General features: G+C 41.3%; 5 protein-coding genes. All 5 read left to right on the top strand.

All coding sequences use genetic code 11. The features are described from left to right. Window positions 1–308: 308 nt before the first annotated feature. The gene (locus tag P5G49_RS00475; protein ID WP_301241469.1) at window positions 309–3,233 is read left to right on the top strand and encodes an S-layer homology domain-containing protein; all 2,925 of its coding nucleotides are present in this window, start codon (window positions 309–311) and stop codon (window positions 3,231–3,233) included. Window positions 3,234–3,699: 466 nt separating this feature from the next. Then, on the top strand, window positions 3,700–7,752 hold the full coding sequence (locus P5G49_RS00470) for a S8 family serine peptidase (protein ID WP_301241468.1): 4,053 nt from the start codon (window positions 3,700–3,702) through the stop codon (window positions 7,750–7,752). A 240-nt stretch (window positions 7,753–7,992) separates the two neighbouring features. Then, a complete protein-coding gene (locus P5G49_RS00465; protein ID WP_363322140.1) occupies window positions 7,993–12,048 on the top strand; it encodes a S8 family serine peptidase in 4,056 nt (1,351 codons plus the stop codon). A 306-nt stretch (window positions 12,049–12,354) separates the two neighbouring features. Then, the gene (locus P5G49_RS00460) at window positions 12,355–23,514 is read left to right on the top strand and encodes a S8 family serine peptidase (protein ID WP_363322139.1); all 11,160 of its coding nucleotides are present in this window, start codon (window positions 12,355–12,357) and stop codon (window positions 23,512–23,514) included. 440 nt (window positions 23,515–23,954) lie between these two features. Continuing rightward, a complete protein-coding gene (locus tag P5G49_RS00455) occupies window positions 23,955–25,886 on the top strand; it encodes an S-layer homology domain-containing protein (RefSeq protein ID WP_301241466.1) in 1,932 nt (643 codons plus the stop codon). The last annotated feature ends 70 nt before the right edge of the window (window positions 25,887–25,956 follow it).

Below are 25,956 nucleotides of genomic sequence, written 5' to 3'. Positions count from 1 at the left end.
GCGGGTAAAGCCTTTAGGAAGGCTGAAATTAGTAATTGTTCAGAAGATATATCTAATATATCTTGAATTTTTTTTTAAGTTTGCTATACTTGTAAAAGAGCTGACGTGCCGTACTACGTATTTTAATATACTTATAAATTCATTGGCTTCAATTCTACTATCGTTTAATAGGAAAATTGAACCCTCTTAAAAATATAAGTAGATTATTATACGCATTGTTGGTATAATTCATAATGAATCTTGTACATAACGGGGTTCACTATGAGAGCTTTATTAAATGCAATATACAATAGGGAGGAATTCTACACATGGCTCATCAACCAAAAGCCTACAAAAAGTTTGTTGCAACTGCAGCAACAGCAACACTAGTTGCATCCGCAATCGTACCAGTCGCTTCAGCTGCTGAAACGAAATCTTTCACTGACGTAAGCAGCGCTTACGCAGACGCTGTAAACTACCTTGTAGCAGAAGGCATCACTCAAGGTACATCAGCAACAACTTTCGGTACAACTCAAAACATCACTCGTGGAGATGCTGCAGTATTCATCGCTCGCGCTCTAAAACTTGATGTTGACAACGCGAAAGACCAAGGTTTCAAAGACCTTAACAGCCGCGTTAAAAACGCAGTTAACGCAATCGTAGAAGCAAAAATCGCTGGCGGTAAATCAGAAACTTCATTTGCTCCAGATGCAAACATCACTCGTCAAGAAATGGCGAAAATGCTTGCTAACGCTTATGGCCTAACTGCTAAAGAAAATGCTAACTTCACAGACGTAAACAGCAACTGGATCGGTTATGTTTCCGCTCTTAAAGAAGCAGGCATCACTCTTGGTAAAACAGACACAACTTTCGCTCCAACTGCTAACCTAACACGTGGAGAGTTCGCTCTATTCATGTATCGTGCTGAAGGTACACCAGTTGTAGGTGAAGTTGCATTGTCATCTGCAAAAGCAGTCAATGCAAAAACTATCGAATTAACATTCAACAAAGCTGTTGATACTGAAAAAGCTAAAATTGAAGTACTTCGTGGTACTTTCAAACAAAACGTAACTGCACAATGGGCAGAAGACAACAAGTCTGTACAATTAGTTAGCGCTGGAAACTTCCAAGCTGCTGATTACACAGTAACTGTATCTGGTTTAGCTGAAAAAGATCTAACTGCATCTGTTAAGATTGAAGCACAAAAAATTGCTTCTATCCAAGTTCTAAGTGATGTAGCAGTACTATCTTCTAACCCTGTTGGTGGTCTAATCCCTGCGGAGGACACAACTACAACTGCAACTGTTGGATATGTTGTAAAAGACCAATATGGTACAGATATTACTGAAACAACGCCTGTAACAACTAATGCTAATACTGTTACTGCTAACAAAGGTAAAATTACACTTTCCGGCTTGGCTGGTAAAAGAGTTGGCGATTTAGTACCAGTTGTATTAGTTCATGCTAATTCTGGAACTACAACAACAGCAACAGTTAAATTATCAGCAGCTGCAGCAGTTGCAGATATCACTGTAGACGGTCTTTACAATGCTAAAGGTGAAAAAGTTGAATTGACAGATGCTACTAAAGCGGATTCTGCTTATTTAGTAGTTAACTTGAAAGACCAATACGGTAATGCACTAACTCCTGGAGATGCTACAACAGAAGCTGCTGGAGTAATCGTTACTAACACAAACCCATTGGTTCTTAAGTTGAACAGCGGAGATAAAATCAAAACTGCAACAATCAATGGTAAAAAGAAATATGTTTTAGATTTCGCTAAAGTTGACGCAGCTAACGATGTTCAATTCAGAGCAGGTTCTGCTGAACTATTATTCATCACTACAATGGATGGTAAAACTTTCAAGCACACAGTAAGCGTTTCTGAAACAAAAACTACAGATTCAGTATCTGTAAGCACACCAGAACATTCAATCATTAACGAAGATGTTCTATTACCAATCACTGTTCTTGATAAAGAAGGCAATGTAATTACAGACAAAGATCTGTTAACACATGCAACAAAAGGTATTAAAGTAAACGGTAATGCACTTGTATCAGCTGACAAAACTAAATTGACAGTGAAAGATGGCCAAGTTTACTATAACCTTGGAAAAGCAACAGGAGCGGCAGACAACTATGTGACTGCAACTGTTACTACAGCAACTCACAAAATTGCAACAGTAACTTACAAACTATCAGCACAAGCTAAACCAGTTGCTGTACGTGGACTTAAAAATCCATTAATCGTTAAAGCTGGTCAAAGTTCAGCTGCAATTGATTTCTCTAAAGTAAATGTTGAGGATCAATATGGTCGTACAATGACTGCAACTACATGGGGTGCTGCTGGTGCAAACTACTCTATCGGAGTTAAACCAGTATCTGAGAACAACGAATACATTTCAGTTAACACAACAACTAATGTTGTAACTGCAAAACTTAAAAACGGTACATCTAATATCGTTCTTTACTTGAAAGACAGCAATATCACTGATACAAATAACGAACTTAAAGAAGTTGCAAACTCTGCAGTTCAACAACAAGTTCGTGTAACTGACGGTACTGAGTATAGCGATTATGAAATCGTTGAAATTGGTAAAGTCCAAGCTGCTAATACAGCAGAGGCTGCTGGCGCTTATGAATTCACTGTCAATGGTTTATTGAATGGTGGAAAAGTAGCACTTGATCCAAGCGAATACACTGTTAAACTTACGGGTGGTAAAGGAACTGCAACTGTTAACGGCGACGAAATCACTGTAAATGTTGAAGACATGAATACAAATTCTGGTGGAACTGCTATTGACACAGAATTCACTCTACGTGTAACAATCGAAACAACAGGTAAAACTCTTGAACAAAAATTTGTTGTATCTAAAGACAATAAATTAGTTGAAGACTTCTTCTTTACAACAGCGGCTGTTAATTCTAACTATTTCGCTGCTAAAGGAATTACAGAAGCAATCGTTACAGGCGGAACGTACACTGTTGCATCTGCAATTACAAAAGAAGATGAAACTACTACAGCTCTAAATGTTGCGACTGTTGACCAATACGATAATGTATCTGTTGTATCTGTTGCAACAGCAAGCGTATTGACAATCGTTCCTGAAAAAGCAGGTAGCGTAGTAATCACTGGTAACGGTACTCACGACGCTAAAGCTGTACTTGCTGACGGAGTAAACGAAGCTGTAATCACTGTTAAAGTTAAAGTTGGTGCAGCTACTAAAGAATTGAAAGTTACTTTGAAAAAATAATTAGTAACTTTAGTGTGATTGACTGGATACAGTAAATTATACAAAAAAAGCCTTCTAATCGAGAAATCGGTTAGAAGGCTTTTTTATATTTGCAGAGCAAATGTCAGTGACCAAGTAGAACTTGGTATAGTGCTACCAATTCAAAAGTTGGTAAGTGATTATACAATAGGGTTATAAGACTCTGTTGCTATTTGGTTCTATTAGAGTTTCAATCGTCAATTCATTCGTAATACAGGAATCCCTACCAAGTATTTTAAAACAGTTATGTTTTATTTTTTGTAAACATGAAGGCAATTAGTCTTATTTATACTGATACCTAACAGCCTACTTGCTATTTTTAGAATTGTGAACACTTCTCTTTCTATTCAATTACTTAAATCTCCAAAAATACTTAAACTTGTGATATAATTATAGTTGCAGACTATTAATTTAATAGTGTGAACAAATTGAAAAGGGGATATGGGGCTTGAAAAAGAGAAGAATAATGAAAGTTTTAAGTAGTATACTTGCTTTTGTTCTCGTTCTTTCATTGGCAATGCCTTTCACGGCAAATGCTAATGTAGAACAAACAAAACCATTCAAATCGAACACACAAAGCGAAAGTACTATGCAAATGAAAGCTGCAATTGCCGAGCAACTAAATCTGGCAACTGGCGGGCCGGTATTGCATAAGGATTTACAGGGACTTTCAGGGGATGAAATAGTTGATGTAATTGTTCATCTATCAGAAACTCCTGTTGGTCTACAAAAAGGTATAAATAAATTAGCGGGTAAAGGTTTTACCACAGCAGAAGAAACAAAAGTTTTGCAAAACGTTAATGCGCAACAGACAAATGTAAAAAAAGAAATGAAGGCGCTCCAAGTTTCCTTTGAGGAAGGCTATTCATTCAGTACTGTATTAAATGGTTTTGCAGCTAAGGTAAAAGTTAGCGATCTTCCAAAATTACTTGAAATAAAAGGTGTTACACTAATTGAACCAGATGCTATTGTTCATGCATTTGAAGAATCAATTGAAGATGGAACAGAAGAAGAGGCTACTGAAGTAGAAGAAACAGAAGAGGCAGGTTTTACTGAATCCGTAGAAATCGTAACTCCAGTGGATGGACAAGTTGACGCATTCATGGACACAAGCATCGGATTCCTTGGAATCGAAGCTCTATGGGCAGAAGGTTATGAAGGACAAGGCATCAAGGTTGCGGTCCTTGATACAGGAATTGATGCTGACCACCCTGACTTCCAAGGCATCTACAAGGGTGGGAAAAACTTTATTCCTAACAGTAGCGTATACACACGCGAGAGAAAAGATGACGACGCATCTGAAACGTCGCCTGTAGAACGTCCGGCAGGCACGCCTGAATTCAATGCGAACGGTAGCGCATTCTACACATCCCATGGTACACATGTCGCGGGAACAATAGCTGCAATCGGCAATAACGAATACGGCATTAAAGGAATCGCACCGAAAATCGATCTTTATGCATACCGTGTCTTAGGTGCATACGGGAGTGGAGCAACATCTGGTATTGTCAAAGCAATCGACACAGCTGTCATTGAAAAGATGGATGTCATCAACCTATCATTAGGCGGCGGTGCAAACACTGAAACTGACGCTGGTTCATTCGCCATCAACAACGCTATGCTTGCAGGAACGATTTCAGTGATTGCGACGGGTAACTCCGGACCGAATCGCGGCACAATGGGCACGCCAGCCACAGCCCGCCTCGGAATCGCAGTCGGTAATACGACAAACCCTGAAGCAAATTACTTTGGTGAAGTCAACATCAATTCAGGCGAATTCAACCTATCCAAAGTCCTAAATCTAATGGGTACAACATACGGCAAAAATCTCGCCAATCAACTTGACGGCGAATACAGCCTTGTGGCGGTCCCAGGAGTCGGAAAAGCGTCCGATTATGCTGATCTTGATGTCGAAGGCAAAGTTGCCCTTGTCTCACGCGGGGAAATTCCATTCGTCGATAAAATAGCGGCAGCAAAAGACAACGGTGCAGTCGCAATTATCGTCCACAACTTCGCGGGCGGAACAGGCGCACCTGGCCCATCCGGCACATTCCTTGGCGATGCATTCGAATACATCCCGACATTTGATATGTCCCAAACAGATGGTGACGCAATCCGCGCAGCACTTGCGCAAGCGGAAGGTACAATTTCTTTCAGCAATTTCGATAAAACAATGACAGCAGGGGACGAAGTGAACAACTCTAGCTCACGCGGACCGTCAACACCAAACTTCGACATCAAACCTGACGTCACAGCACCCGGAACGAACATCATGTCAACAATCCCGATGTACAAAGCGGACTTTCCGGAAGCCACTTACGAAAAAGCGTATACACGTAAGACAGGTACTTCCATGGCAACACCACATATTGCTGGAATCGTCGCATTAATCAAACAAGCAAACCCGGATTGGGACGCATTTGATGTCAAGGTTGCGCTTTCCAACACAGCCAAGATTCTTGACACTGATAAATATGATGTGTTTGCACAAGGAGCAGGGCGCGTAAATGCTTATGCAGCAGCACATCCAGAAATACTTGCGTATGCAATTGATACAGCGGTGCGTGATAACAAAGGAGAAGTCGTAGAGAACCTAAAAGGTACTGTGACATTCGGAAATCAATCACTTGAACAGGATCTCGAAGTATCTAAAGAAATTCTTGTCAAAGATATGAAGGGGAATGGTGGGGACTATAATGTCGAAGTTAATGTAACCAAATCATTTGGCGATGCAAAACTGACAATTGATAACCCTACTTTTTCACTCGATGGTGAAACAATCCTGAATGTAACATTGACAGCATCCGCTGCTGATGCGAAACCAGGAGATGAGTTTCTTGGCTATATTCATATCAAGGGTGGTGAGGTAGAAGTTTCATTACCATTCGCAGTTAATTTTGGTCCGGAAATACCTACTGAAATTATAGACATGAGTATTACAGAAACAGACTTGAGCTTCAACGGCGACGGGGTGAAAGATGAAGCGCTTTTATCCTTCACGCTCACGGGCGACGTAGCTGCAAACTACATTGAGATTTGGGATATCATGGATCCTGAAGGCGGCTATTACGAGGACGGTTATATCGGCTATTTACACGCGGGTAGTGGACTAGGGAAGGGTTCATACACTTTACGGGTGGGTGGAATTTACAATCCTTGGAGTGGCTCCGGTGCAACAACGATACCTGATGGACTCTATACAATCGATTTCTCGGCACTTACAGTATCCGGCAATCCACCAGTCATCGGTAATTCTGTTGGACCAATTGTCGTCAAATCGACAGCGGGAACAATTGTAGGTAACGTTGATGGAAAAACTATAAGTGGACAAGTAGATGATGCTTATATTATCTATCAAGAAGAGTTGGATTCTTACGGATTAGGCTATGACATTAATACAAAACTAAAAGCTTCTTACGTAGTTTCCAAAGATGGAATTGTTACAGATTCTGGATCAATCACATTGGCACAAGACGGGAAATTCTCCTTTGAACTACCAGAGTTTGACGAGGAAAACGAAATACTTGTTTTAAAATATGAGGATGCAGCAGGTAACAAAGCTCAAAGTTTAGTTGGGGATGAATTAGTGGTAGACAACTCCCGACTGATACTATTCTATGGTTCTGAGAAACAATTGATGGTTACAGAAACAACGATACAATCTAATGGGGCAGCCGTTGTGGAAGATGTTACTTCTGATGCAGTGTACACTTCAGCCGATGAGAAAGTTGCAAAAGTTGATGGTGGATTAGTAAGGGCGGTTGGAGCTGGAAAAACTGAGATCACAATTACGCACGGCAATCACGAACCAATTATTGTAACGGTAGAGGTAAGAAACGCTGAAGTAATTGTTCCAAGTCCAGAACCAACAAAGCCTGAAGAAGAAACACCAGAAGGCGAAACGCCAGAAGGTGAAACCCCTGAAGAAGAAACACCAGCGATTCCAGATTTCAAGGACGTAGCCAACACGTTTGCTGCAAATGAAATCAATGCGCTTGTGGCAAAAGGCATCCTCCAAGGAAAGACGGAAACTGAGTTTGCACCAAATGCACAAATCACACGTGCAGAATTCGCAGTATTACTTTCTCGTGCTCTTGGCTTAGAATTGAAAGAATATGAAGGTAAATTCGGCGACGTAAACGCAAGCAAGAAATGGGCATTTGCAGGAGTTGAAGCAGCAGCTCGCGCTGGAATCATCAACGGAACTGCAAATGGCACTTTCAATCCTGACGCACCGATCAAGCGTGAAGAAATCGCTACAATGATCATCCGTGCAATCGAATACCAAAACAAAGAGAAACTTACTGAACTTGAAGCACCAGCTAACTTTGGCGACCATGGATCGATCGGTACTTTCGCAATCGACTCCGTCTACAAAGCAGCAGCACTCGGTGTTATCCAAGGAAACAACGGCAATTTCGTACCAAAGAACAATGCGACACGCGCTGAAGCATCAGTTATGCTTTACCGTGCATTGGAAGTATTGGGTTTGTTAGATTGATAGAACTATAGAAAGAGGAGCCTTCGGGTTCCTCTTTTTTAGTTGCAAAGGGAGCTATCACTTTAAGTACGTCACCAATATTTTAGTGGTTTACTAAAATATCAAATTGAATATATCCAAAACTACTAATAAATGATATATTATAATAGTTGTATAACCCCAATAATGCAACAAATACAAACACTCGTGAACTACAGCATGAATGTAATCATCATAGAAAAGGTAAAGGGGTGATGGGGCTTGGTAAAGAAACAGTTTCTAAAAATCTCTAAAAGTGTACTTGCTTTCATTTTATTAATATCTATGTTAACGCCGTTTTCATTAACAGCTAACGCAAAACAAGATATTCCGGCTAAAACGGCAACAAATAGCGAAGGCCTAACACAATTGAAAGCTGCTATTGCTGAACAATTGAATTTTGCGAACGGCGGACCAGTTTTACATAAGAACTTAAGAACGCTGTCAGGAAGTGAACAAATCGATGTCATCGTTCATCTATCAGAGACACCCGCAGGTCTGCAAAAAGGTATTAACGAATTGGCGGGTAAAAGATTCACCGCAAGTCAAGAAACAAAAGCCCTTCAAAAAGTGTATGCACAACAAAACCATGTCAAAAAGGAAATGAAAGCTCTAAAAGTTTCCTTCGAAGAGGGATATTCATTCAACACAGTCTTAAACGGCTTTGCAGTTAGAGTAAAAGCCAAAGATCTTCAAAAGCTGCTTCAAGTCGATGGCGTTACATTAATTGAACCAGACGCTACAGTTTACGCTTTCGAAGGTGAAGGAACCGCGGCTCCGGCATATGGACAAGTCGGCGCATTCATGGACACAAGCATCGATTTCCTTGGAATCAAAAAACTGTGGGCAGAAGGCTTTGAAGGACAGGGCATCAAGGTTGCTGTCCTTGACACAGGAATCGATGCCGACCATCCTGACTTCAAAGGCATCTACAAAGGTGGCAAAAACTTTGTCCCACACACAGGTAACGACTATGCTCGCCCGCGTGCTGACAACGATGCTTCCGAAACATCACCTCTCGATCGTCCCGAAAATCGTCCTGTATATAATAGCAATGGAAGGTCATTCTATACTTCGCACGGTACGCATGTCGCGGGGATAATCGCCGCTGTCGGCAACAACGAATATGGCATGAAAGGGATTGCGCCGAAAGTTGACCTATACGCATATCGAGTCCTTGGTGCATATGGTAGCGGTTCTATGTCAGGTATCATTAAAGCAATTGACACTGCAGTCGAAGAGAAAATGGACATCATTAACCTTTCGCTTGGCGGTGGTGCGAATACTGAAACGGACGCCGGATCATTTGCGATCAATAATGCAATGATGGCTGGTACGATTTCGGTGATCGCTACAGGAAACACAGGTCCGAACCGCGGAACGATGGGCACACCATCTACATCCCGTCTGGGCATTGCTGTCGGAAACACGACAAACCCTGAAGCGCACTACGACGGTGAAGTGAACATCAAAGCAGGTAGCTACAAATTGACGAAAACGTTAAATCTAATGGGTACGACATACGGCCAAGACCTTGCCACCCAACTTAATGGTGAATTCGGGATTGTCGCAGTACCGGGGATTGGGCAACAAACCGATTACGTGGGCATTGACGTAAATGGTAAAGTCGCACTCGTATCACGCGGCCAAACTCCATTCGTTGATAAAATCGATATAGCCAAAAAGAACGGTGCAGTTGCCATCATTATTCATAACAATGCGGGAGGTACAAACGCATCAAACCCGTCCCAAACATTCATTGGCGAAGAATTCAACTTCATCCCGGTATTCGATATGTCGAAAACGGATGGTGACTCAATCCGCGCGGCACTTGCCGAAACGGAAGGCACAATCACATTCGGTTCATTCAATAAAACATTCATCGCAGGCGATGAAGTGAATAACTCAAGCTCACGTGGTCCTTCGATTCCGAACTTCGATATAAAGCCAGACGTAAGTGCACCAGGAACGAATATCATGTCTACGATTCCGATGTACAAATCGGATTTCCCGGAAACAAGTTATGAAAGAGCTTATGCTCGTAAAACGGGAACATCGATGGCTACACCGCATATTTCGGGAATCGCAGCGCTTATAAAACAGGCGAACCCTGATTGGAATGCATTCGATGTTAAAGTAGCACTTTCCAACACTGCGAAACTATTAGATACAAAAAAGTATGATGTATTCTCTCAAGGAGCAGGGCGAGTAAATGCTTATGCTGCTGCTCATCCGGGAATCCTTGCTTATGCGATTGATGAAGCGATCCTTGATGAATCAAATAAAATTGTAAAAAACCTAAAAGGAACCGTAACTTTCGGTCCTCAATCACTTGTAAAGGATTTGAAGGTTACAAAGCAAATTCTTGTAAAAGATATGAAAGGTATCGGTGGGGATTATGATGTTACAGTTAACGTGACCAAATCGTTTGGCGACGCTAAAATAACTGTCGATCAACCAAAATTCTCGCTTAACAGCCAACAAAACTTGAATGTAACATTGACTGCCTCGGCAAACTCAAAGGCAAAAGTCGGTGATGAGCTGTTAGGCTATATCCACATAAAAGGCGGGGATGTTGAGGTTTCATTACCATTTGCAGCAGACTTCAGCGGAGAAATTCCAGTCGAACTGAAGGATATGAGCATCACAGAAACGGACCTCAGCTTCAACGGTGACGGTGTGAAGGACGAGGCAATGCTCTACTTTACGATCACTGGCGATGTCGCTGCAAACTACTTGGAAATTTACGATATCCTGAACCCTGATGGCGGCGAGTTTGGTGATGGTTCCATCGGCTTCATGCATTCAAGTCCGTCACTTAGCGCCGGAGCATACGAATTAATAGTTCGCGGAACCTATACCCCGTGGGGTGATACAAAAGCAACACGAATCCCGGACGGCATCTACACATTTGATTTCATTGCTAAACCGAAATCTGGCATCCCGGCAGAGATAAGTGACTATGTAGGACCGATTTTTATCAAATCTACAAAACCCGTAGTCGAAGGTGTATTTAATGAAGGAACTCTAACCGGTAAAGTTACAGATAAGTATATTGAGTTCAACGAGACGCTAACTCAATATGGACTTAATTATGATTTGAATGAAAAGCTGCATGCTTCATATGTAGTTTCCATCAATGGTGATAACATCAAGCAGTTGCCGCTTACATTGGAACAGGATGGTTCATTCAACATCACTGTTGAATCCGAATCCTTCAACAACATTGCCCACTCGGCAAAGGTAACAGTAGTGATTGAGGACGCAGCTAACAATTCGACAGAAACTGTCATATTTGATAGAGACGCAAAGGCAGTAAAACTATCAGTAACTCCAGCCGAATTGAAATTGATAGAAACACATGGAGCAGAACTTACAGTAACAGAAACAACGACAACATCCGACAATAAATCAACGGTAAAGGATGTAACAGCGGAGGCGAAATACAAAGTAGCTGACGATAGTATTGTTACTGTCTCCGAAGGAACAGTCAAGGCCATTAAAGCTGGTAAAACAACAATTATAGTCAGCAATGGGAATGCTGAACCCGTAACAATTGATGTCGAAGTGGAGAGGGCGCCAGTTGGAGCGGCCCCAGTTCCTTCAATGCCACCAATCGTAACTCCGCCGGCACTCGGTGGTGGAACACCCGAAGCAGGGAAACCAACTGAAGAGAGGCCTGCTGAACAAAAAACAACTGAAGAAAAGCCGATAACTCCATTAGGATTCAAGGATATCGCCAATACATTTGCTGCTAAAGAAATCAATCAATTAGCGAAAAAAGGCATCATCCAAGGTAAAACTGCGACTGAATTTGGTACGAATGCACAAATCACCCGTGCTGAACTCGCGGTATTACTTGCCCGCGCACTCGACCTTCCACTGAAACAATATGAAGGTAAGTTCGGAGACGTTAATGCAAGCAAGAAATGGGCATTTGCTGGAGTCGAAGCAGCAGCGCGTGCGGGAATCGTCAACGGTACAACAGATGGAAAGTTCAATCCAGACGCGCCGATCAAGCGTGAAGAAATCGCAGCTATGGTCATGCGTTCGATTCTCTACCAAGACAAAGCAAAACTTGAAGGCATCAAATTGCCAATCCACTTCAATGACCACGGCTCGATTGGATCATTCGCCATCGAATCGGTCTACAAGGCGGCTGCGATTGGCGTCATCAAAGGAAATAACGGAAACTTCAATCCGAAAAACAACGCAACACGCGCAGAAGCGGCAGTTATGCTTTATCGCGGGTTGAACGTATTAGAGCAAATAGACTAACAGTGAAGAAAGAGGAGCCCCCGGTTTCCTCTTTTTTATTTCAAACAGTGGAAAAGACTCATGCTTTCGCATAAGAGTTCATTCTTTTATATAAAAACTCCATTAATCCGCTACTTTCCACGATTTATATAGGTTTATTTACCTTGTTAATTTCAATAATTTGTAGATTTTATTCCATTAATTTATTCTATGCATAATATTTTACCTATTCTGTAAGTCGATTCTCCCAAAATATCAGACTATATGGTATATTCATATGGACACGCTTAATACAATAGTGTGATCAAAAGAAAAGGGGAGATGGGGTTGAAAAAGCGGGACCTTCGGAAGGCGTTAAATAGTCTATTAGCCTTCGTTCTTGTTCTGTCAATGATGATGCCGTTTACGGCAAGTGTGTCAGCGGCAGAACAGATGAAACCGTTTAAACCAAACACACCAAGCGAAAGCACCATGCAAATGAAAGCCGCGGTTGCCGAGCAATTGAATTTGCTAAAAGGCGGTCCGAAACTGCACAAGGATTTACAAGGACTTTCAGGGAATGAAATCGTTGATGTAATTATTCATCTATCAGAAACTCCTGTAGGTCTGCAAAAAGGTATTAATAAGTTAGCAGGTAAAGAATTTAACGCAGCAGAACAAGCAAAAGTTCTGCAAAAGGTAAATGCACAGCAGACAATTGTAAAAAAAGAAATGAAAGCGCTTCAAGTTACCTTTAAAGAAGGCTATTCATTTAGTACTGTCCTAAATGGTTTTGCAGCTAAGGTAAAAGTTAGCGATCTTCCAAAACTACTTGAAATTAAAGGAGTTACACTAATTGAACCGGATGCTGTTGTTTATGCATTCGAAGAATCTGTAGAGGATGGAACTGAAGAAGAGGCTACTGAAGTAGAAACAGAAGAGACCGAGGTTGCTGAAACTGTAGAAGTCGTAACACCAGTAGATGGACAAGTTGATGCATTCATGAACACAAGCATTGGCTTTCTTGGAATCGAAGCACTTTGGGCAGAAGGCTACGAAGGTCAAGGCATCAAGGTTGCGGTCCTTGATACAGGAATCGACGCTGACCACCCTGACTTCCAAGGTATCTACAAGGGTGGGAAAAACTTTATTCCAAACAGCAGCATATACACGCGTCCGCGTGCTGACGACGATGCATCAGAAACATCACCTGTTGAACGTCCGGCAGGCACGCCTGAATTCAACGCAAACGGCAGCTCATTCTACACATCCCATGGCACACACGTAGCCGGGACAATCGCTGCTATCGGCAACAACGAATACGGTATTAAAGGAATCGCACCAAAAATCGATCTTTACGCATACCGAGTTTTAGGTGCATATGGTAGCGGAGCAACATCTGGTATTGTCAAAGCGATCGACACAGCAGTTGAAGAAGGTATGGATGTCATCAACCTATCTTTAGGCGGTGGCTCCAACACAGAAACTGACGCTGGTTCATTCGCCATTAACAACGCCATGCTTGCAGGCACAATCTCGGTCATCGCAACAGGAAACTCCGGTCCGAACCGTGGAACGATGGGAACACCATCTACATCCCGCCTCGGAATCGCAGTCGGCAACACAACGAACCCAGAATTATCGGCTGTCAGAGTGAAAGTGACAAACGATGATTTCCAATTTTCGAACAACGTGAAATTTTTCTTCACGCCATTTGGAAAAAATCTTAAACAAGAATTGTCTGGGGAATTGGATATCATAGCAATTCCTGGCGTAGGTAAAGAATCCGACTATGATCAGTTAGATGTTAAAGGAAAAGTTGTCCATGTTTCCCGTGGGGAAATCGCGTTTATGGATAAAATACACTTTGCTACAGAAAAAGGCGCCAAAGCGATCATTATCTACAATACAAAAGACCATGCGGATGGAAACGATAACCCTATGTCAAATGTAGGTAGCGGTGACGTTTTTGATGTAGCGATCCCTTCATTTAACATGTCTTACAATGATGGGAAGGCAATTAAAGATGGTTTGGAAAACGGAGAAGGAATAATCACATTCGATGTAGACAACTTTGTCTGGACTTCTGGGGACGAAGTGAACAATTCAAGCTCACGCGGACCGTCCACACCGAACTTCGACATCAAACCTGACGTAACAGCACCAGGAACAAACATTATGTCAACAATCCCGATGTATAAAGCGGATTTCCCGGAAGCCACTTACGAACAAGCTTATGCGCGTAAAACAGGTACTTCCATGGCTACACCGCATATTGCGGGAATTGCAGCATTAATCAAACAAGTTAACCCGACTTGGGATGCCTTTGATGTCAAAGTGGCGCTTTCAAACACTGCCAAGATCCTTGACACAGGCAAGTACGACGTATTCGCGCAAGGGGCAGGGCGCGTCCAGGCTTACGCTGCAGCGCATCCAGAAATACTTGCATATGCACTTGACACCGCAAATAATGACGGAAAAATAGTAGATAACTTAAAAGGTACTGTGACGTTTGGAAATCAATCACTTGAAAAAGATCTCGAATTAACTAAAGAAATTCTTGTCAAGGACATGGAAGGTAATGGCGGAGATTATGATGTCACTGTTACTATTACCAAAGAATATGGTGATGCAAAATTAACAATTGATAAACCTACGTTTTCTCTTGAAGGAGAAGTATTGCTGAATGTTACTTTAACCGCTTCCGCAGCTAATACAAAACCGGGAGATGAATTTCTTGGCTATATTCATATCAAGGGTGTAAATGCTGAGGTTTCATTACCCTTCGCGGTTAATTTTGGTCCGCAAATACCTACTGAAGTGAAAGATATGCGAATCACAAGAGGAGACCTTTCATTTAATAGTGAAAGAACTAGTGAAAATGCAATCCTTTACTTCACAATTACTGGAGATGTGGGAACAAATTACATTGAACTTTGGGATGTTATGGATCCTTTTGGTGGTGTGTATGAAGACGGTTATATAGGATACTTGCATGCGGGTTCAAGTTTAGGTGCCGGATCGTATCAATTGCCAATCGGAGGTCAGTATACTCCTTGGGATGGTACAGGAGCAACAGTAATTCCGGATGGTGTTTACACAATTGACTTCTCGGCCCTAACAAAATCAGGTAATCCTCAAGTGATATTTGATTACGTAGGTCCACTTTTTGTGAAATCTGAGGCACCTAGTATTGAAGCAAGTTTCAATGAATCTGCAATAACCGGAAAGGTTACTGATAAATATCTCGATTGGAAAAAGGCTGGATTCCAATATGACATCAACAGTAAATTATTTGCTTCCTATCTAATCTCGATTGGTAATGAGGAAACGCAAGTTCCATTCAATTTAACTGAAGATGGAAAAATTGATATTACTATTGATATGCCTAAGAACTTTGATGACACTACGAAGGCTGTTTCTGTGAAGGTAATAGTGGAAGACGCTGCGGGCAATATATCCGAAACTGTCGTCTATCGTGCTGATGGTCAAGATCCAGATCCGGACGAAGACGAAATCACATACTCCGTTAGCGATGATATTCTTGACCTCACTGTCGGAGAATGGAAGCAATTGTTTGTAACAGAAACAACGACAAAATCAGATGGTGCTACTGTGGAGAAGGATGTAACAGCAGATGCAACATTCACTTCAGATAATGAAAATGTTGCTATTGTAGAAGGTAACTATGTTACAGCGGTTGACGCTGGTGTAACACATATTACCGTTACTTATGGCGACTTCACTGAATATGTGACGGTTTACGTAACAGGTCATCCACAGACAAATATGCATACAATAGAGATCCTTGCCGGATCGGATGAACGAATTATCAAATCCGGAAATGGTGCCGTTTTGAAGAAGGTTCATGAAGGTCAACATGAGTATTCCATATCGATGGATTGGTCTTCAGGTAGCGAAGGAATTCATAAGTTGACTTTCCCAACAGATTCTATTTATCCAAAGAATGAGTATAAGCTCATTTACTGGATTGAATATGAAGAAAACGGAGAGACCAACACCTATTACGATGAAGTAATCGTAAGTGGTGATAGTTTATTAGAAATTACAGAACTAACTCTTCCGACTGAGGGTTTATTGAAAACAGCAATCGACTCGGAAGATAGTGGGTTGACTTTCAATTATGTTCGTTTCCTAACGGCTGATAGCGGGCAATGGAGTGTTAATCACACTAACTTAAACGTATTTGAAGGATATTTAGTATCCGAAAATCCACTAACCTTGCCATTCGTAATTAATGGGGAAAAGGATGATTTAAAGCATTTCCTAACAGGGATGGTTACAATTGGAAATGCACTTGACTATGATGCACTAAAAACAGATTCCTCCAAGTTGGAACTCGAAGGATCTTATGATTGGGGTTACCTGAACAAGAAAGGTACCGATGTGAGATTCCATCTTAAAGAGGGTGGAAACGATGCAATTCAACTATCGAATGGAACATATAATATAAGCTTTTCGAACAATGTGGAGTGGAACGGCGAATTCGTTATTGATGGGGACCAAACAATACAAATCCCAACTGAACCAACAAAATTGGAGTTCCTTCACTTTAGCTCGAATTATTATAATTCATTGTGGATTAATTACGGACTAACCCTAGGATCTGGACAATTTAGAATGAACAGCTATAGTCCGGAAAATGAAATTAAGTTTGAAATTTTCTATGGAACACAAAAAGTATTCGAAGGGTTCGAAAAATATTTCCACTCATCAATTGATATTGATGCTTCAAATTGGAAAAATGGTACCTACACCGTGAAAGCGACTTATCTAACAACAGATGGAAAAGAGCTTGTTGCTGAAAGAGATTTCAACTTCAATTCCGGAATTCACGAATTAAAAGGTACAGTATTTACCGCTGAAAACTCGGAAGGTGAAATACTCAAATCAGGAATTGTCACTTTATATGAAAAAACAAGTGGCAGTGGGAATCCGAATTATAAACGAGTAATTTCAAAAGAAATCAAATTAGTCGCTGGCGCATATGAAGCGTTCATTCCAGATGCATATATTTTGGATGGTATGGAATATTACGTGACAGTCGTGGATTATTCCTCCAAAACAATGTATGCTCATGAATTCACTGGTCAAAAGAATAAATATCACCATTTCAATGGAACTGACCTAAGCGAGCTGAAAGTGAATATTGGATCTTTTACTACTGATTCGGTGGATTTCAGATTATTAGGTAACAACGTTAACGGTGTGTCAGTTTATTTGGGTGATATAGGTTGGCATGTAGCATCAGATGGTGATTTCATAGTAGATTGGATTGGAACCGACGAAAACAATGAAAAATATAAATTCTTTGGTATGGTTACCAAAGAGAATGATTATGCGTTGGACTTAACAAATGTAGATTGGCAAATATTGAAGCCATCTTCAAAATATGAGAACGCTGCTATTTCCCTATATTCATCAGGTGAAACCTATTCAAAAATATATGTAAGCGAAGAAATCATGGGGCATCCGACGATTTATTTAGTTGTAAAAGATGAAAAAACGTCTTATGAAGGATATGTTTTTTATGTAAAGGGTAAAAAGGAACAAGAGGTTGAATTTAACGCGTATCACGGTTCAGCGTATACCTCCCCTGATTCGACAGTAGTTTACACTTACTATCATAATGATAGCGGTAGTTTGTATATGAATGGCGAATCAACTTTCATCTATGAAATTCTTGATGAAAATGACGAGCGTATAGGCGAACCAATTTCAACGCCATATTACAGTTCGTTTACGTTAAAAGAACCATTGAAAAAAGGTACCTATAAGATTAAGTTGATTGAAAGTACGGTTAATGAAGAAATCGTATCAATTTCAATGGACACTATGATATTCATGGACGTACAACAGTTGTCATTACCAGTTGAGGTGGATACAAAATATGGTAAGTTCCATCCGGATCAATTGACGATTCAAGATGATGACCCAAATAGTTCACATTATGGAAGTACCTATGTCCTAAATTGGGACTTCCAAAACTCTGAATTTTATTTACCTTATGGTGTAACTTTAAATCCAGATACCCAGTATAAAATTATGCTAAATGGTTCACTGTCTCATAATAACGCTGTCATGGATTTCCAACAAACAAGTGGAGAGAGTTTGCTAAACATAAGTAAAGCAAATCCATTACAACTTTCTGATGACTTGAAGGCAGTAAAAGTAACCCATAACCTTGATGTTTCGAGCAACTATCGTGCAGAGTTGATTTTGGGGTTGGCTGTAGATGGGTACAGTCCATTCAATCCTGTATATCTTTCCGGCAAGGATTCATTTGAGGTATTAGTATCACCGGAAAACTATCATGGGCGTATTTTGGTTTTTGACAATGCTCAAAATGTGAAGATTCTAAACGTACCAGAAACTACTATTTCTGAGGATTTCAATATCGAAGTCAATGGAAAAGATCTGGCAAATGTTACGATTAAAAATGGTGCATCCAATATGGCGATTTCGGGGTTTGAACATTTCCCGAATCGATATAGAGTGTATGGTGAATCGGGTTCAGTTTCCTCCGTATCCATTCAAAAGGGACACTATGAATATTTGAGATACTATGTCTCCACAAACGAAAAATATGACACTCCTTGGAGCTACAGTATTATTTCACTGGATGTCAACATTGATAGCGATAAGTCATTCAATTTCAAAAAGGACGAAATATCCGGTGAAATTAACAGTTTGGATTTCTGGAAGTTCGAGGACGGTACGAACTATTTATCCACATTCAACACGTTGTACTCAGGAGATTTCATAATTGACGGCATTTACAGATCATTGGAGTCAAATCCTAACATGGGGATTGCTGAGGCAGAAGAAGACCCTATAAGGGATTATCGAGGAAACTTTAATAGTAATATGAATCGTGTTCCAGTGGATTATAAAATAATAGATCAAACGGGTAAGGTAGTTTGGGAAACGACTGGAACCATGTCCGACAGAGGCTTCCATATTAACAAAGAATTTACAGAAGGAACGTATACACTTGAAGTTCGCATTCCAATCAGCTTGCGAAAATCCCTAACGCTTACGAAAGAATTTTCAGTGGCGGGAGAAAACACGCCATTCGTACAAATCCACACGCCACAATCAGGTTCAATCACAAACTCTACAAGCATCACAGTGATTGGTAAAGCGAATGCGGATGCAGAAGTAACATTGGAATTGCAGAAAGATGGAGAGAAAGTGAATGGCGCGGTTATCACGGCTGATGCAGAAGGTGCATTCACTCATACATTCCAACCAGGAACTGACGGGGTGTATACGATTGTCGCATCCAATGAAGATGCTAAAACAAGCGTTTCAGTAACAATTGACCGTACGCCACCTGAAAAAGCAATCAATATCGAATTCGCTAAAGAAGCTTCAGGACTGAAAGTAACTTGGACTGGTGCGCAAGATGCCGTTTCCTACAAAGTCGAAGTTGCTGAAAGCGATGGGGAATTCACAGTTCTTAGCGAATCGCAAAAAGAAACGACAGCTGTCATACCGAACATTAAACCGGGCGTAACGTATAAGGTGAAAATCACTTCGACTGATGCAGCTAAGAATACAAGTGTCTCTGATGTTGCTTCATTCACAGTCGATGCATTCACTGCTACGACAGTCACGCTACAAGACGGTCGAAATGCAGATAAACTCCTTTCCATCGGCGACGGATTGGCTGTAACAGTAGATGGCTCTTACGATGAAGGGTTCACTGCAGTTGCGAATGTCTATGTAGACGGCAAAGTGATTGAAGTTGAACTTGCTTACAATGAAACATCTAAACGATATGAAGGTGTTTTCACTGTAATAGAAGGCCAGAAAGTCATTGAAAAAGTTACAGGTCATATCCTGAATGGTGAAGAGAAGACCGAAGAAATTTCTACTGAACTTGATTGGTCTGTCGGTTCTACAGTTAAAGGACTCGTAACGGACGGGCAACCTATTGAAGATGCAACAGTTCGTCTCGTTTCGACTAAACTGTATACAGTGAAGACCGATGCCAATGGAGCTTTCGAAATTAAAGGGCTTCCTTCAGGCAATTACAAAATGTCTGTACTTGTAAACGGAAAAACGTTTGTCCAACCAAATCTCGAAGTAGCCCAATCAAAAATTGTCGCTGTTCCAGAATACAAAATCCCTGCATTTACGAATGCGTCAATTACAATTGTCGATAAAGGTACAGACAATCCTGTAATCGATGGTCTATCTGCAAGACTTACAGGTCCAAAAGGTTTTATTGTATTTGGTTCAACGTCTGATGGTAAATTCACAACGAATAACGGAACAACAGTATTAAAAGATTTGGAAACAGGTGAGTACAAATTGACAGTCTATGGTCAAGGTACTTACCTAACAACAACTGCATCGATCACTTTGGCGAAAGGCACTACGGATTATAAATTCGAAGTGAACAAGCTGACAATTGAAGAAAAGACATTGACGATAAAAATCAATGGCGATGTCGAAAAAATTGATTCCATTTACTTGTATAGCTATTCAACTTACCAAAAACATGGTTACACCGGGGTTGGTAACTACTATAAGTACAATGTTAAACCGGAAAACGGAGTAATCGTCTTTGAAAATGTCGCTGCGGCAAATGACTATTCATTAGACATCTACGCGGAAGGATTTATGTCCGTCCATCAAAACGTTGACATGACGGATAACTCCGAAATTGAAATCACTTTGGATCAAGGACGTGTCATTACCGGCAAAGTAACGGATAGTCAAGGCAAACCGGTATCGAGTGCGTACGTCTATGCTTACGGTGGATATACAGGTGCTTACGCAGAAACTGACGCGAATGGTGAATACAAGCTTATCGGCCTATCGAAAACAGATGATATTTGGCTCGATGTCTATTCACAGCTTTACTTGTCACATCAGGAAACAATTGTAAAAGGCACTGATGAAGTCGAGAAAGACATTCAATTGGCAAAAGCCGTAATGATGACTGGAAAAGTCGTCGACCGTAATGGTGATCCACTGGCGAATGTTTCAATTTCGGCAGATGGTCAAACAACTTATGGTTGGGGTCGTACTGCTGCAGATGGAACTTTTGCAGTAACTGGTTTGAAAGATACCGAGACCTACAATCTCTCATTCTACTCTTACGGTTATCCGACTGTAACATTGGAAGGTAAGCAACCGGGGAATGTCGGAGAAGTAACCCTACAAGCAAAGGGTGATGGAGATTTCGATGGTGACGGCACCTATCTTGCTGTTTCCAAAACATCAGTCGTCCCTAACGAAGAGGTACAGTTCACTTTGGTGTATCAGAATTATGGAACTGCTAAAGCGGTAGATGTCCCAGTGACATTGACTCTTCCAGCAGGACTCACATTGATTCCGGGATCAGTTACACTGAATGGAAAACCTGCCAAAGTGGAAGGTAACATCGTTACAATCCCGTCTGCAGCTGCTGGTGAATCGGGAAAGATCACATTTAGTGCAACAGTTGGGGACGTTGAAACTTCTTCCTTAACGGTAACTGCAAAAGTTACTGAAAAAGGAGCAATCCTTTCAGCTACAACATCAGTCGTATTCGTCACACTTGAAGCGCCGGCACTTACAGGTGTTAAAAATATCAAAGTTTACGGAAACGCTAAATATGGTTCGAAAGTTGAGCTGTTTGCAGGGAATAAAAAGGTCGGTGAAACAAAAGTCGACGGTAAATGGTGGTTCATTGATGTAGAATTACCAGTTACTGATGCAGCTGTGGAAGAGAAATTCACACTATCTGCAAAAGTAACAGACGGCGTGCAAGCAACGGTGTCTAAGCAGCCGGTTACAGTCACTTACAAGCCGAACGTTCCGAAAATGACTGATGTAACAGTCCATGCGGGTTGGAATGGCGATGTGAAACTGAATCCTTACACGGGTGTTGCGACATTTGCTATTGTCGAGCATACACCGCTCGATACAACAGTGAAATTCGATATGGATGTGGACTCAGCAAAAATCAGCTTCCTTGGCAAAGAATACGACCTTGTCAAAGGTGCAGATAACACATTCACATTCGATGGTCAGAAGCTTGGAAAATGGACATCGTACGGTGAGCAATTGCTCGAAATCACATTCATTAAAGATGACGTGGAAATCACACTTCCTTTGATGAATATCATCGTATTGATCGACCCATCTGGTTACGTATTCGAAGGTAGCATGGACAACAGACTTGAAGGTGTACGTGCAGTAGTCGAAGTCTTGGTTGGAGAAGGTGAAGATGCAGAGTGGGTTCAATGGGATGCGGCGAAATTTGGCCAAGTAAATCCACAAATCACTGACGAAGAAGGCCGCTATGGATGGGATGTTACCGCAGGAAAATGGCGTGTCATCTTCACGAAAGACGGCTATGAACCATATATCTCACGTATCATGAACGTTCCTCCTCCGGAAACGGAATTGAATGTTCCAATGGTGAGGATTGCAGATCCAGTAATTACTACAACAGAAGTAACGGCAATAGATCTAACGGTTGAGTTCGATAGACTGATGAACACTGCTGATAAATCAACACTCATTCAACTATTCGAAGGTGACAGCGATACACCGATCGAAGGAACTGTTGAGACAGTGGATTTAACAGGTTATAAGTCAATTGATACGCCAGAAGATAAAAAGGCCGGCCATATCGGTAAAGATAACAATGAAGAAGATGGATTCTTCGTTGAAGATGACACGAAGAAACTATCCAAAACATTTAAATTTGTTCCGAAATCAAGTTTGAAAGCAAACACAACTTACCGCCTTGTTGTTAGTGGAAATATTGAAGACAGTTCAGGAAAGATATTAGGCGCGGTTAAGGAATTCACGTTCACAACGGAGAAAACCGATAATGGCGGGGCACCTGGAGACGGCGGGGGCGGGGTATACATTCCACCAGCACAACCAGTAGATCCGAAACCAGAAAAGCCGGAACTGATCATCCCAGTCTTTAAGGATATTAAAAACACATTTGCTGCAAAGGAAATCAATGCACTTGCGGCAAAAGGCATCATCCAAGGTAAGACGGAAACTGAGTTTGCTCCGAATGCACAAATCACTCGTGCGGAATTCGCAGTATTGCTTGCACGCGCGCTGGACCTTCCACTAAAAGAGTATGAAGGCAAGTTCAGTGATGTGAACAAGAGCAAGAAATGGGCATACGCAGGAGTTGAAGCTGCAGCTCGTGCTGGAATCGTCAACGGAACGCAAGACGGCAAGTTCAATCCTGATGCGCCGATCAAGCGTGAAGAGATTGCGGCAATGATTATGCGTGCGATTCTTTACCAAGATAAAGCAAAGCTTGAAGGCATCGAATTGCCTGCACACTTCAACGACCACGGTTCGATTGGAGCATTCGCTATCGAATCAGTCTACAAAGCAGCAGCAATCGGCGTTATCAAAGGTAATAACGGCAACTTCATGCCGAAAAACAACGCAACACGCGCAGAATCAGCAGTCATGCTTTACCGTGCACTGGATGTATTGCAATTGCTTGATTGATAGTGAAGTTGTTCACTTTAGTGAATAATAAAAAAACTTATTGACGTCTGTTAGATAGTTTGGTAGATTGTATTTAAGATCTTTTCTGAATGTTTGCCATAAGAAAAGTACCGGGCGATGTGCGGAAACACATCACTCGGGTCCCATTAAACTCTATACCCACCCTATCTCGAAGTTGTATTTTGATAGGGTGGTTTTTAATTTTCAAAGTCTAAAGTTAACGGGTCAATGTTCTAAATTAGTAAGGTAATGTATATAGTTAACCCGTACAGACTAAATGAGAAGGCTCCATTCAAACAGCAGTGACTTGGAATATATTTTCCGCATTAGAAAAATATGTTAACCCTATTTCGACAAAAAGTTCCAATTGGCTTGTCTTAAATTGTGTTTTATATTAGACTATTAAATATGTAGTTAAAAATATATAGTGGGGTGAAGGAATGACAACGAAAAATAATAGCTCTAAAGTTCTAAAAGCAACAATGATCGGTGCAGTAGCATTGACACCAGTTCTGGCTGTTGGTGTAACTGCTGATGCAGCAGTTACTAATCCAAAAGTTAACAAGTTGATTACTAATCTTGATCAGGCGTTAAACAAATTGGACAAAGATGAAGTGGACTTACTTCGAAGTGCACATAAGAAAGTGTTAGCCCAACTTGCTGACGGCAAATGGAAGGATACTGACATTCTAACAGATGCTGTTAAAGATGGCGGGGAACGAGAAGAAGCTGCAAATAAAGTTATCAACGCTTTAGTAACATTCATGGCATCATCTATTACAGCTGTTGATATGGAAAAAGCTTTTGAAGCTTTCGATGACACAGTTGCTGATTCAGATCTAAAGGTTGCTTTTGGAACAGAAATCACTAAAGCTCAATTTATCGATTTCCTAGTCGATGTACAAAACGAAGTTCTTACTAGTAAAGTTGAAGTATCACAACTACAAAGATTCATTAGTGCGTTGAATAAGGTTGCAAACAAAGATGTTTACGAGAACATTTACGACGGTATTTGGAATTCTGTTCATGTGTTGAAAATGGGAGACGCATTGACTTCTGTTGTAGCTGATGTCACTTCAGCTGAAAAGGCAGCTTTTGTAAAACTTGCTACTGAGTATAATAATATCGTCAATCCGGGTCCTGGCCCTGGCCCTGGCCCTGGTCCGGTAATCCCACCAACAACACCACCAGCAACTGGCGACAATGCAGTTGAAGTTGATGGTTCGGCTGTCGTAAGCAACCCACAAGCTGTTATCGATGCAATCGAAAAAGCTGCTAAAGTTGAACAACTTATTGTTAAAGTTCAAAGTGGCACAACTGTTGCGGACATCCCTGCAACAATCTTGAACGCACTTTCTAAGAAAAACAGCAATGCAGTAATCGTTCTTCAATTCGGCGATGTTGCATACGAATTGCCAGTTGATGCATTCGACCTTGCTGCAATTGCAAAAGACTTGGATGTAGCTTCTGCAGAATTGAAGCTAAATGTATCTGTTAAAAAAGTGGACAACCCACTTGCAGGTAAAGCGGCATATAAAGTACTTGCTGACGCGTTTGACTTCAACGTTTCTGTTGTAGCGCCAGGTGGCAAGTCAGTGGCATTGACAGTATTCCCAACTCCAGTTAAGCGTTCAGTTCCAGCTGCAAATGAATTGAACCCACTTACAACAGTTGGTGTTACGGTTGATGCGAAAGGTAATGTAACTGCTGTTCCGACATATGTAACTAACGATAAAAAATCAGCTAACCTTTACCGCTCTACAAACTCTGTATATACATTGATTGAGCACTCCAAATCATTTACAGACATCACTGCTGGTACAAGCTGGGCTGAAGAGTACGTTGATAAATTGGCTTCCCGCATGGTTGTCAACGGAGTAACGGCAACTGAGTATGCTCCTACTAAAATGATCACTCGTGGTGAGTTTGCTGCAATCCTTTCTCGCGGTCTTGGAATCGTAGCTATGGATAAAACAGCAAACGTATTCGCAGATGTATCTGCAAGCCAAGCATTCAACAAAAACGGCGAAATCGCTGCAGTCGTTGAAGCAGGAATCGTTGCTGGTTTCACTGACGGTACATTCCGTCCGTACGAAGAAATCACTCGTGACCAAGCGGCAATCATGATCAGCCGTGCAATTGACTATGTTGGTGCTGACAAAGTGACATTTGACACGAAGAAAGCATTGACAGCATTCAAAGATAACAAGGATATCGGTGCGGCATCACGTAAACACGTTGAGCGCGTTTACCAAGCGGGCCTACTTGACGGCTACCTTGATGACACATTCCGTCCAAACGCTGACGCTAACCGTGCACAAATGGCGAAAATCATTTACAACTTCCTTGCAGAAATCAAATTCATCAACTAATTATGAAACTATCAAGCCCTTCAAAGCGTCTAAGCTTTGGGGGGCTTTTTCCTATCTTTTCCTTTCAAAC

This window comes from Sporosarcina highlanderae, from assembly GCF_030433715.1.
GTDB lineage: Bacteria > Bacillota > Bacilli > Bacillales_A > Planococcaceae > Sporosarcina > Sporosarcina highlanderae.
Note: the sequence above shows the minus strand (reverse complement) of the source record. Positions and strands in the feature narration are given on the sequence as shown.

Bases quoted from the DNA above. Each gene is read 5' to 3' on its own strand.
- P5G49_RS00475 (WP_301241469.1), top strand. From the start codon at position 309: ATGGCTCATCAACCAAAAGCCTACAAAAAGTTTGTTGCAACTGCAGCA.
- P5G49_RS00455 (WP_301241466.1), top strand. From the start codon at position 23,955: ATGACAACGAAAAATAATAGCTCTAAAGTTCTAAAAGCAACAATGATC.